Consider the following 12593-nt stretch of genomic DNA (forward strand, 5'->3'; position numbering starts at 1 on the left):
GTTCGGATTGCAGGCTGCAACTCGCCTGCATGAAGTTGGAATCACTAGTAATCGTGGATCAGCATGCCACGGTGGTTCGGATTGCAGGCTGCAACTCGCCTGCATGAAGTTGGAATCACTAGTAATCGTGGATCAGCATGCCACGGTGAATACGTTCCCGGGCCTTGTACACACCGCCCGTCACACCATGRGAGTTTGTAACACCCAAAGACGATGGAGTAACCTTCGGGAGCTAGTTGTCTAAGGTGGGACAGATGATTRGGGTGAAGTCGTAACAAGGTARCCGTAGGWGAACCTGCGGCTGGATCACCTCCTTTCTAAGGATATTACGGRAACTTACATTAGGTTGATCAATCTTATTCAGTTTTGAGAGRTYTACTCTCAAACATAAAGGTTATGCTTTTTGGGCCTATAGCTCAGTTGGTTGAGAGCGCACGCCTGATAAGCGTGAGGTCGATGGTTCGAGTCCATTTAGGCCCATTGGACTAGTGGATTGCCACGAAACTTTATATATGGGGAATTAGCTCAGCTGGGAGAGCACCTGCCTTGCAAGCAGGAGGTCAGCGGTTCGATTCCGCTATTCTCCATTGACACGTAAGTGTCGAACTTGGTTCTTTGAAAACTAGATATTATTAATTTCTAAATTAAATTTGTATTAAWTACAATTTTAACCGAGAACACCGCGTTATTTTGAGTTTTTTTAAATAGTTTTATTCGTATAATACTCAATTAACCAAACATCACGTAGTGATGAATTAGGTTAAGTTATGAAGGGCGCATGGTGGATGCCTTGGCACTAGGAGCTGATGGGAGCTGTACGTAAGCTTTGATCCGGAGATYTCCGAATGAGGAAACTCGATAACCTTAATCGGTTATCACCAATTAGTGAATTAATTAGCTAATTTGGCGGCAGACGTGGGGAACTGAAACATCTAAGTACCCACAGGAAGAGAAAGAAATTTCGATTCCCTAAGTAGCGGCGAGCGAACGGGGAAYAGCTCAAACCAAAGAGCTTGCTCTTTGGGGTTGTAGGACTGAACATTTGAGTTACCAAGTTAAAYGATAATCGAATTATCTGGGAAGGTAAGCGATACAGGGTGATAGCCCCGTAGATGAAATCATTTAACCTCAGTTCAGRATCCTGAGTACAGCGACACACGTGGAACGTCGTTGGAATCCGGGAGGACCATCTCCCAAAGCTAAATACTCCCTAGTGACCGATAGTGAACCAGTACCGTGAGGGAAAGGTGAAAAGCACCCCGGAAGGGGAGTGAAATAGTTCCTGAAACCATGTGCTTACAAACAGTTAGAGCCCGTTAATGGGTGATAGCGTGCCTCTTGTAGAATGAACCGGCGAGTTATGTTAACATGCAAGGTTAAGATGAAAAGATCGGAGCCATAGCGAAAGCGAGTCTGAATAGGGCGTTTGAGTATGTTGAGATAGACCCGAAACCAGGTGATCTACCCATGTTCAGGCTGAAAGTGCGGTAAAACGCACCGGAGGGCCGAACTCGTGTACGTTGAAAAGTRCTGAGATGAAATGTGGGTAGCGGTGAAATTCCAAACGAACTTGGAGATAGCTGGTTCTCTCCGAAATAGCTTTAGGGCTAGCCTCGGACTTAGAATCATGGAGGTAGAGCCACTGTTTGGATGAGGGGCCCGTCATGGGTTACTAAATTCAGATAAACTCCGAATACCATTGATTTATATGTCCGGGAGTCAGACGATGAGTGATAAGATCCACCGTCRAAAGGGGAACAGCCCAGACCACCAATTAAGGTCCCTAAATATATGCTGAGTGGAAAAGGATGTGAAGTTGCATAGACAACTAGGATGTTGGCTCAGAAGCAGCCACCATTTAAAGAGTGCGTAATAGCTCACTAGTCGAGTGATTTTGCGCCGAAAATTTACCGGGGCTAAGCATATTACCGAGATTGTGGACATGACGTAGTCATGTGATAGGAGAGCGTTCTAAGGGCAACGAAGTTAGACCGTAAGGACTGATGGAGCGCTTAGAAGTGAGAATGCCGGTATGAGTAGCGAAAGATTAGTGAGAATCTAATCCACCGAATGACTAAGGTTTCCTGGGGAAGGCTCGTCCTCCCAGGGTAAGTCGGGACCTAAGCCGAGGCCTAGAGGCGTAGGCGATGGATAACAGGTTGAAATTCCTGTACTAGTTAATTATGTTTGAGCGATGGAAGGACGTAGAAGGCTAACTYGTGCACACTATTGGATTGTGTGTTCAAGCAGTGAGTCAGTTGAAGAGTGAAATGCTTTTCAGCGGGTTGACAAGCTGTGATGAGGATCGAATTATAGTAGAGAAGTGAGCCATGTCACGCTACCGAGAAAAGTTTCTAGTGAGTAATTAACTACCCGTACCGCAAACCGACACAGGTAGTCGAGGAGAGTATCCTAAGGTGAGCGAGTGAACTCTTGTTAAGGAACTCGGCAAAATGACCCCGTAACTTCGGGAGAAGGGGTGCTGCACTAACGTGCAGCCGCAGTGAAAAGGCTCAGGCGACTGTTTATCAAAAACACAGGTTTCTGCAAAATCGTAAGATGAAGTATAGGGGCTGACGCCTGCCCGGTGCTGGAAGGTTAAGTGGATGAGTTAGCTTCGGCGAAGCTCAGAAACGAAGCCCCAGTAAACGGCGGCCGTAACTATAACGGTCCTAAGGTAGCGAAATTCCTTGTCGGGTAAGTTCCGACCCGCACGAAAGGCGTAACGATCTGAGCACTGTCTCAACAAGAGACTCGGTGAAATTGAGATACCTGTGAAGAAGCAGGTTACCCGCGACAGGACGGAAAGACCCCATGGAGCTTTACTGTAATTTGATATTGGGTGTTGACATAGCTTGTACAGGATAGGTAGGAGCCGTGGAAACCGGAACGCTAGTTTCGGTGGAGGCATTGTTGGGATACTACCCTCGCTGTGCTAACACTCTAACCCGCACCACTTATCGTGGTGGGAGACAGTGTCTGATTGGCAGTTTGACTGGGGCGGTCGCCTCCCAAATAGTAACGGAGGCGCCCAAAGGTTCCCTCAGAATGGTTGGAAATCATTCGCAGAGTGTAAAGGCACAAGGGAGCTTGACTGYGAGACAGACAGGTCGAGCAGGGACGAAAGTCGGGCTTAGTGATCCGGTGGTACCATATGGAAGGGCCATCGCTCAACGGATAAAAGCTACCCTGGGGATAACAGGCTTATCTCCCCCAAGAGTTCACATCGACGGGGAGGTTTGGCACCTCGATGTCGGCTCATCGCATCCTGGGGCTGTAGTTGGTCCCAAGGGTTGGGCTGTTCGCCCATTAAAGCGGTACGCGAGCTGGGTTCAGAACGTCGTGAGACAGTTCGGTCCCTATCCGTCGCGGGCGTAGGAAATTTGAGGGGAGCTATCTCTAGTACGAGAGGACCGAGATGGACATACCGCTGGTGTACCAGTTGTCCCGCCAGGGGCACTGCTGGGTAGCTATGTATGGTTGAGATAAACGCTGAAAGCATCTAAGTGTGAAACCCACCTCAAGATGAAATTTCCCATTCCTTTATGGAAGTAAGACCCCTAAGAGATGATTAGGTAGATAGGCTAGAAGTGGAAGTGCAGCAATGTATGGAGCGGACTAGTACTAATTGGTCGAGGACTTAACCAAGTAAGGTTGTTCTCTAAAAGAAATTAGTTTTGAAAGAACGAAGTTCTTTCAGATAAATAGTGTGGTGGCGATAGCTAGAAGGATACACCTGTTCCCATGCCGAACACAGCAGTTAAGCTTCTAAACGCCGAGAGTAGTTAGAGGATCGCCTCTTGCAAGGGTAGGAAGTTGCCGCGCTAATATTAAATAAGGAGTCCTCGGTTTAATTATCGAGGGCTTTTTATTTATACTTGCCGTTTTAGCTCAGAAGGTAGAGCGTTTCCATGGTAAGGAAGAGGTCCCGGGTTCAAATCCCGGAAACGGCTTATAAAATAAAAGGTCTACTATTAAAAATAGTAGACCTTTTATTTTATATTTGATGATTAATATTTAACTCGTTGACTGGTAAATTAGCATTTTTAATAATAGGAGATACATTGCCAATACTAATTAATGATAAATGATGCATTGACCTAGTAGCGATTGTATATAAAGTGCCAATTAATTTATTAGAATTATAATTTTCATCAGAAATATTCCAAGCAATCACAGAATCAAATTCTAAGCCTTTAGCTAAGTAAATGGGCATTACTACAACACCTTTTGGTAATGAACGGTCAGTATCAGCCAATAATGTTGAATTTATTTTAGTAGTTATATGTTGATAAACAGCTTTGGCCTCGACTAAATTTTTAGTAATAACAGCTACTGTTCCTTCAGTTTTTAATTCTTTATTTGCTTTTCTGATTAATGAACTTATACCATCTTTTTCACTATGTCTAATAATTATTTCTGGTGAAGGACCTTGACGATTAAAAGGTTCAATCTTATCACCATTAGGGAGTAATGCTTTAGCAAAATTAGTTATTTGATAAGTGGAGCGATAAGATCGATTTAATGTTATTAATCTTGATTTTTTAGTAGCAAAAGCTTTGTTTAATTTATTTAGTAATATTTCCGGTGATTCTACCTCTTTAAATAAAGCTTGTTCACTATCACCAATTAAATTAATTTTAGTTTTAGGAAAGGCATGCTTGATATAAACTAATTGTGCAATTGAATAGTCTTGCATTTCATCAACGAATAGATATTGCATTTTTTGATTCTGTCCGCCGCCCATTAATAAATCACGCAAATATAAAATAGGGGCTGCGTCATCTAAATTAATTTTATGCATTTCTAATTGGTTATCGTAATTTTGGATATTATTTTGCCAATCACTAATTTTAATATCAGAATTTAAATGAGCTTGTTTCATAAAATTAATATACTGGGCATATGGATCAAAGAAATTGCCATTATAAATAGCATCGTACATTTTTCTAAAATGTTCAGTTACAATCTGTTTAGCAATAAAGTATCTTTCATCATCTTCATCTTGGAATCTACCAAGTTCATGTCCAGCAATGAAGTCATGATATTGTTCTGAATTAAGCTGATCAATTTTTGCATCTACCCATGGTTTATATACTTCCAGTTCAATTCTCTTTTTCAAAAGCTTAATTAATCGATTTTTAGTACTTAAGAATTTATCAGCAGTCTTCATTAATTTAGGTTGTGAATCATAAATATTTTCAATAACCTCATTATCAAAGATAACTTTTCCATCTAGCATTAAATCGTTAAAAAACATACTTTTGGCGTCAATGTTTTCAGCATAATCATAAATTTGTTGCATATATTCATGACTCTCTTTAAAATTTCTAATTGATGCTAATTTATCGTCTAAATTAACCTCATTTTCATATCTATCAAATAATCCTTGAACTTTTAGTCCTTCAAAACGGTGATCAATAAATTCTTTTAGCGTTACCTGACGCATATTACGTTCACCCAAGCTAGGTAAAACATCAGAAATATAATGTGAAAATAGTCGATTAGGTGAGAATAAAATAATTTGATCTGCTTCAAGCGAACTTCTACTGTGATATAGTAAAAAAGCAATTCTTTGCAAAATTGCTGAAGTTTTACCAGAACCTGCAACACCTTGTACTACTAACAAGTCACTATTAGTGTCTCTAATGATATCATTTTGTTCACTTTGAATAGTTGCAACAATATTTTGCATAGTTTCATCGTTTTGATCACCTAATGCACTTTGCAACATTTCATCACCGACAGTTTCATTAGTATCAAACATATTATCGATATGTCCTTTTTTAATTTGAAATTGTCGTTTTTTTAATAAATCAGTGCTCTGTTTACCAGCAGGAGTAGAATAATTAACCTTACCTAATGTGCCATTATAATAAATACTAGAAATAGGGGCACGCCAGTCATAAACTAAGAAATTATCATCATCATCAACAAAGGATGCAGTCCCAATATATAATTTTTCATTTTCTTGTTCACCATCATCTAAAATATCAATTCGACCAAAATATGGTGAGTCTGATAGTCTTTTATAAGTTTGCAATTGTTTTTTTATGATTGCTTCATTTTGGATAACCGTATTAACTAAACCTCTTTGTTGTTGCAAATCAGCTGAGGTTTCAATTCGGTCATCTACCTCAAAATAGTTAACAGAAGTATTGTTACCATAGTTTTGTTGAACTCTTTTAGTTTCGTTATGTGCTTGATCATATTCCATTTGTGTTTTTTCTAAACGGTGACCTAATTGTTTTACTACATAGTCAACACGTTTTTGTTCATTGTTTAAATCTTGAGTGTCCATTATAGTCCCCCTCAAATTTATAATACGTTTCGTTCAAATATGCTAAATAATTCTAATGAGATTTATAGGAAATGTCAATGAATAGCAATTTTGACAGAAGCTATTAAATCCAGTAAAATATAAATGATTATAAGAGATATTAGCTAACCAACTACAGAGAGATCATCATTTGCTGAGATTGATCAGGAAAGCGAATTGGATTAAAAATGGGTATGCACCCTTATCGCAGAGAGGCATTTTGCAAATTAGGTGGTACCGCGTGGAGGCGTCCTATTGTTTATTTAACAATGGGATGCCTTTTTTGAAAGGATGATAAATTTGGCAAATAAAAAAGTGATTTTAACTGGTGACCGTCCAACAGGTAAATTGCATATTGGACACTATGTAGGTTCATTAAAGAATCGTGTAGAATTACAAAATTCTGGTAAATATGATACCAATATTATGATTGCTGATATGCAAGCATTAACTGATAATGCTCGTGATCCAGAAAAAATCAGACATTCATTATTACAAGTAGCATTGGACTATTTAGCTGTTGGAATTGATCCTGAAAAGTCTACTATTTTAGTACAATCACAAATACCTGCTTTGAATGAATTAACAATGCATTATTTAAATTTAGTATCTGTAAATAGATTAAAACGTAATCCAACGGTTAAAAATGAAATTCAACAAAAGAAATTTGGCGAAAGCGTACCTGCTGGATTCTTTATTTACCCAGTTAGTCAAGCTGCTGATATTACAGCTTTTAAAGCTGATACTATTCCAGTGGGCGAAGATCAAGAACCAATGTTAGAACAAACTAGAGAAATTGTTAGAAGTGTCAATAATATTTATGGAAAAGATATTTTAGTAGAACCGGAAGGGTATTTCCCACCTAAAGGGATGGGACGTATTCCTGGTTTAGATGGTAACGCTAAGATGAGTAAATCATTAAATAATTGTATTTATCTATCTGATGATTCTGATACGATTAAAAAGAAAGTTATGTCTATGTATACGGATCCAAATCATATCCATATTGAAGACCCTGGTAAAGTTGAAGGTAACACAGTATTTACTTACCTAGACATTTTTGCTGATGATAAGCAAAAAGTTCAAGATTTAAAAGATCAATATTCCCATGGCGGTTTAGGTGACGTAAAAATTAAACGTTACTTAAACGAAGTGTTGCAAGCTGAATTACAACCAATTAGAGAACGTCGTGAAATGTATGCAAAAGACCCTCAAGCAGTTTATGACATCTTAAAAGCTGGTAGTGAAAAAGCTAATAAAGTGGCTAGCAAGACTCTTGATGAAGTTAGAGATGCTATTGGTATCAATTATTTTAAGTAATCAGTTTTTAATTACTTTTGATTAAGGTGGATTGGAATGAAAAACTTAGTAATTGTAGATATTGGTTCTAATTCATCAAGGATGGCCATCTATAAAATTGATGTAGATGGATTTTGCACAGAAGTAAGACGTTGTAAAAGTAGTAGCCGTTTGTCAGAAGGAATGGGACCTGAAAAGTATTTAACTCCCACAGCAATTAGTCGGACAATAGATTCTTTAAAGTCCTTTAAACAAATATATAGTAGTATTCCTAATCCAACAGTTATTACAATTGCAACGGCAGCTGTTCGCCAGGCAAAAAATCAGAAGTCATTTTTAAAAAAAGTACGTAAAAAAGTTGGTCTAAATGTTCGTGTGTTATCAGGACGTGAAGAAGCATATTATGATTATTTGGGTGTTATTAATCGAGTTAAGATGAATGATTATTTGGTAATGGATATTGGCGGAGCTAGTATCGAATTAGTTAGAGTGCGTGGTCGAAAGCGACGTGATTTAATTAGTATTCCAGTTGGTTCTGTTAATATTTCTGAGCGTTTTAATTTAAAGAATTATGTTAATGGCGCTGATTTATTTAATGCACAACGTTTTTTGAAAAACATTTTTCATCGGGTGCCATGGTTGAATAAAGCTTCTCATTATCAAATTATTTTACTGGGCGGAGCTGCTAGAACATTGGCTCGGATTAATCGCAATCATCAACATTTTTATAATGTCGATTATTTAAATGGCTATCATTTAAATCAACATCGTATTTTGGGAACTTATGAGATGCTATTACGTAAAAATTTATCTGATCGTAAAAATGTGAACGGATTAGAAAAAGATCGTGCAGATATAATTCTCGGTGGATTATTGCCTTTGATAACCCTTTTAGACGAATTAGACTCTAGAAGAGTTGTATTTTCAGATGGTGGTGTCAGGGAAGGAATTATTAACGAGTATATTAATAAACACTATAGAAAATATTAATTTTGGTTTTTAATCTTAAATTAAAGGTTAAAAACCTTTTTAATTATTAATCTTTTAATAAATGTTATCATTATGTAGAATTAAAAATATGAGAGGTGTTTGTTTTGGGCACTTTTAAACACTTTTATCATAAAAATTATGGTGAAAGACTAAGTATTATTTCTAATTTTGCTGATTTAAATAATCAGGAAGTTAAGGATTTTGCAAATAGTAAAAAACAAAAAAATAACAATCTAATTGAAAATTATATTACTGATTATTCATTACCAGAAGGTATTGCGGTTAACTTTATAATTAATGGCTTTAATAAAGTGGCTCCAATGGTCACAGAAGAACCATCAGTGATTGCAGCTGCTAGTAATGGGGCACGAATGTTTAGTAAAAGTGATGGCTTGCATGCAAAAGTGATTAGCCATAATTTAACAGGCCAGATTATTATTAAAACTGATAATTATAATTTACTTTATGGTTATGTAAAAAATCATTATGATGAACTTTTGCAAATAGCTAATGATGCTCATAAGTCCATTATTGATCATGGTGGCAGTGCTAAAAAAATGAAGGTAAGAAAATTGGATGAAAATTATTGTTCATTAGATTTATTCGTGGATGTTGCAGAAGCGATGGGTGCTAATATTATCAACTCGATGCTAGAAGCATTAGCTAATTTTATTAGTACTAATCATAATGCAGATGTTTTGATGAGTATCCTATCTAATTACTCAATTGATAGTTTAGTAAAAGTGACTGGAAAAGTGCCATTTTCTCAGTTAGGTAAAAATGGTATTTCTGGTGATAATGTTGCTAAGAAAATTGTTGAAGCATCACATATTGCACAGATTGATCCTTATCGAGCAGCTACGCACAACAAAGGTATTATGAATGGAATTGATGCCTTTGTAATGGCAATGGGAAATGATTGGCGTGCTGTAGAAAGTGGTGTGCATGCTTATGCTAGTCGTAACGGTAGTTATCAAGGTTTAAGTCAATTTAAAATCGAAGATGATGCTTTGTTTGGTGAAATGACGATTCCATTGTCACTAGGTTTTGTTGGTGGAGCTACTAAGGTTTTACCTAAAGTTAAAATTAACCAAAAAATTGCCAAAGTTCAATCTAAAAATGAACTAATGCAAATGGCTGCAGCTGTTGGTTTATCTCAAAATTTAGCAGCTCTAAAAGCTTTGGTCACTGAAGGAATTCAAAAGGGTCATATGAATTTGCAACTAAAATCTTTAGCAATGAGTGCTGGAGCTAACGACGAAGAATTAGCACATGTTGTAGAAAAGCTTCGTCAATTAGCTAATCCTAATTTGCAAGATGCCCAAATAATCATTAAAAAATTAAGAAAATAATAACGAAGGTGAAAATAAAATGGATATTCAATTAAATAAAGAAACACAAGGACTAATTAACGTAGTAAACAAATATTTTCCTGGTAAAATTGAAGTACAATTTATCGGTCAATTACAATCTGGATACGTTCGTCATGATCAAGCCCAGGTAGTGCAAGATGGCAAAAATCTTTTTGTACAAATCTCTGACTTATCTGATCCTGATTACACTGCTTCACATGAACTAATTCACTTATTAATGACTTTACGTGGTTTTCCACAACTGTTTTTCTCACTATCGACTGGTAATGAAAAAATCGATGAGCAACTACAAGTAATGGGTACCGAACTTTTTGATATTGTTTCACATTTTATCGTAGTTTCAGAGCAACGTAAGCACAATTTAATTAATGATGATATTGAATCAATGTATTTGAAGGGTATTCAAAATACGATTGAACCTGAATCAGATGAACTAGATAATTCAATGGAATTACGTTTACTAACACTGATTGATGCCCACGTCTTTTATGGTGATTCTTTTGATAAGAAAGTTCGTGACATTTTAGAAAAAGATTATCCAGTGGCTTTAAAAGCAGCTGATAAAATTTATGAAATCATTACTGAAAAACCTACTGATTCACCATTTGGGTTGCGTCGTAATGTTGTTAAATTGTTTAAAGCATTTGATAAACAATTAATAGAGTGGGGATTACCTGCATTGCATAATACTGAATATGCTACGATTTCTAGTGTAGTTTCAGAACGTCAATTAAACTTGAACGTTCAACAAATGTTTGAAATCTTTCATTCAGAAATGCACGAAAGTAATACTAATCGTCGTGCGTACGTTGGGTTTAACAAGAGTGATGATCAAAATTCATTTGTTGTCCCAGCACCAACTGGCATGGATGATAGTCCTGCATACTTCAAAAAATTATATGCACTAAAGGTTAAAGATTTATTTAAAGAATTAAAGATGCCATACATCATTAGAAAATAATTTTGGGAGGCTTTTTATAATGAATGAAGAAATTCAATCATTATTTGATAACGCAAAACATATTGTATTCTTAACGGGAGCTGGAGTTTCAACAGCATCAGGGATTCCAGATTATCGTTCTAAAAATGGATTGTACACAACTGATACCACTGGTAAACCAGCTGAATACTATTTAAGTCATGCTTGTTTAAATAATGAACCAGATACCTTTTATACTTTTGTAAAAGAAAATATGTATTATCCGGATGCTAAACCTAATGCGATCCATGAAAAACAAGCAGAACTAACTCGTCAAAATCGTGCATCAATTGTTACACAGAATGTTGATGATTTATATCAAAAAGCAGACGCTAAAAATTTAATTGAATTTCACGGTAATTTATACAATGTTTATTGCCAAAAATGCCATCAATCAGTTGATTGGCATGAATATATGCAAAGTCCAATTCATAAAGATTGTGGTGGAATTTTAAGACCAGGCATTGTTTTATATGACGAAGGTTTAAATCAAGAAAACATTATGAATAGTGTGAACTTAATGGAAAAAGCTGATTTAGTTGTAATTGTCGGAACTTCAATGCGTGTCTATCCATTTGCTGGATTATTGGATTATCGTAATCCAAAAGCACAGGTTTTGGCAGTTAATCAAGAAGAACTTAATTTTAGTTTTCCATTTAAGATGATCAAAGCAGATGCTACTAAGTTCTTTAGTGAATTGAAAGTGTAAAAGTGTGATGATTTTATGATAACGATTGGTTTAACAACTTGGTCTGATCATCCGGCCTTAATTAATGATGAGCAACGTAAAGTTAAATTAAATGAGTATACAGGATATTTTCCGACAGTTGAAGTCGATAATCCATTTTATGGCATTCCGCGTTTGACAACGATTAAGCAATGGCAGCATCAAGTTCCTGAAGATTTTCAATTTGTGATTAAGGCTAACAAGTTAATGACTAAACATGATTTAAAATCATTAATGCCGGCAAATGATGAACAAAGATTACAAGCATTTGCTAACTTTAAGATAGCCATGCAACCATTATTAGAAGCTGGCCAATTAAAGACAATACTATTTCAATTTCCTCCTTATTTTCAGAGAAATAATGACAATATTAGGTATTTAATTAAGATACGAAAATTATTAGGCAAAAAAATGCCAATTACAGTTGAATTTAGAAATCCTAGTTGGACTGAAGATGGTGTTTATTCATCAGTAGTTCAATACTTAAAACATTTTAATATGACCTTAGCAATTGTGGATGAACCGCATAACTTAAATAATGGAATTGAATTTAAACCGGTTATTACTAATAATAAATTAGCCTTTTTAAGGTTACATGGACGCAATGAAGATGGTTGGTTTCATCAAGGGAAAGATTGGCGCAGTCAAAGGACACTTTATCGTTATAATGATTCTGAACTTAAATCTTTTGCTGATAGTATTAAAGGCCTTGAAAAACAAGTTGATGAGGTATGTATTATTTTTAATAATAATTCAGGCAAAGATGCTGCTCCAAATGCTTTAAAACTAAAAGACTTGCTACATTTACGTTTTAAAAATTTAGCACCTAAACAGTTAGATTTGTTCTAATGAGGAATATTTTTGCATAACTAAATATGATATACTTATTAATAATATTATATAAAT

7 protein-coding genes, 3 tRNA genes and 3 rRNA genes are annotated in these 12593 nt (G+C 36.2%); 12 read left to right on the forward strand and 1 reads right to left on the reverse strand.

The features are described 5' to 3' along the window. The 6 genes from C7N71_RS06870 to C7N71_RS06895 form a co-directional block, all read left to right on the forward strand. Positions 1–317, forward strand: a 16S ribosomal RNA gene (locus tag C7N71_RS06870); the annotation flags it as partial. An 88-nt stretch (positions 318–405) separates the two neighbouring features. Beyond that, positions 406–480, forward strand: a tRNA-Ile gene (locus tag C7N71_RS06875). Between the two features lie 34 nt (positions 481–514). Then, positions 515–587: transfer RNA gene (locus C7N71_RS06880), tRNA-Ala, on the forward strand. Between the two features lie 171 nt (positions 588–758). Beyond that, positions 759–3648 (forward strand): 23S ribosomal RNA (locus C7N71_RS06885). 60 nt (positions 3649–3708) lie between these two features. Beyond that, positions 3709–3825 (forward strand): 5S ribosomal RNA (gene rrf, locus C7N71_RS06890). A gap of 55 nt (positions 3826–3880) precedes the next feature. Further along, positions 3881–3953: transfer RNA gene (locus tag C7N71_RS06895), tRNA-Thr, on the forward strand. Positions 3954–3997: 44 nt separating this feature from the next. Here the strand turns inward: C7N71_RS06895 and helD are convergent. Beyond that, positions 3998–6301: an RNA polymerase recycling motor HelD gene (gene helD, locus C7N71_RS06900; RefSeq protein ID WP_105988370.1), complete on the reverse strand. Its 2304-nt coding sequence runs from the start codon at positions 6299–6301 to the stop codon at positions 3998–4000. 318 nt (positions 6302–6619) lie between these two features. Between helD and trpS the strand changes: the two genes are divergently transcribed. The 6 genes from trpS (at position 6620) to C7N71_RS06930 (ending at position 12536) form a co-directional block, all read left to right on the forward strand. After that, positions 6620–7639, forward strand: a complete 1020-nt coding sequence (trpS, locus tag C7N71_RS06905) for a tryptophan--tRNA ligase (RefSeq protein ID WP_404799027.1) — start codon at positions 6620–6622, stop codon at positions 7637–7639. A 36-nt stretch (positions 7640–7675) separates the two neighbouring features. Beyond that, a complete protein-coding gene (locus C7N71_RS06910) occupies positions 7676–8608 on the forward strand; it encodes a Ppx/GppA family phosphatase (RefSeq protein ID WP_105988372.1) in 933 nt (310 codons plus the stop codon). Positions 8609–8703: 95 nt separating this feature from the next. Continuing rightward, complete coding sequence (locus C7N71_RS06915) at positions 8704–9960, forward strand: hydroxymethylglutaryl-CoA reductase, degradative (RefSeq protein WP_318530535.1); 1257 nt, start codon at positions 8704–8706, stop codon at positions 9958–9960. Positions 9961–9979: 19 nt separating this feature from the next. Next, positions 9980–10942, forward strand: a complete 963-nt coding sequence (locus tag C7N71_RS06920) for an IpaB/EvcA family protein (RefSeq protein WP_105988374.1) — start codon at positions 9980–9982, stop codon at positions 10940–10942. Positions 10943–10961: 19 nt separating this feature from the next. Next, positions 10962–11669: an NAD-dependent protein deacylase gene (locus C7N71_RS06925; RefSeq protein ID WP_404799028.1), complete on the forward strand. Its 708-nt coding sequence runs from the start codon at positions 10962–10964 to the stop codon at positions 11667–11669. Between the two features lie 15 nt (positions 11670–11684). Then, complete coding sequence (locus tag C7N71_RS06930; protein ID WP_105988376.1) at positions 11685–12536, forward strand: DUF72 domain-containing protein; 852 nt, start codon at positions 11685–11687, stop codon at positions 12534–12536. Positions 12537–12593 lie beyond the last annotated feature (57 nt).

The organism is Apilactobacillus timberlakei, assembly GCF_002993965.1.
Taxonomy (GTDB): domain Bacteria; phylum Bacillota; class Bacilli; order Lactobacillales; family Lactobacillaceae; genus Apilactobacillus; species Apilactobacillus timberlakei.

What these genes read in the sequence shown, in the direction of transcription:
- C7N71_RS06910 (WP_105988372.1), top strand. Translation starts at nt 7,676, where the DNA reads ATGAAAAACTTAGTAATTGTAGATATTGGTTCTAATTCATCAAGGATG.
- C7N71_RS06925 (WP_404799028.1), top strand. Translation starts at nt 10,962, where the DNA reads ATGAATGAAGAAATTCAATCATTATTTGATAACGCAAAACATATTGTA.
- C7N71_RS06930 (WP_105988376.1), top strand. Translation starts at nt 11,685, where the DNA reads ATGATAACGATTGGTTTAACAACTTGGTCTGATCATCCGGCCTTAATT.
- C7N71_RS06920 (WP_105988374.1), top strand. Translation starts at nt 9,980, where the DNA reads ATGGATATTCAATTAAATAAAGAAACACAAGGACTAATTAACGTAGTA.
- helD (WP_105988370.1), bottom strand. Translation starts at nt 6,301, where the DNA reads ATGGACACTCAAGATTTAAACAATGAACAAAAACGTGTTGACTATGTA.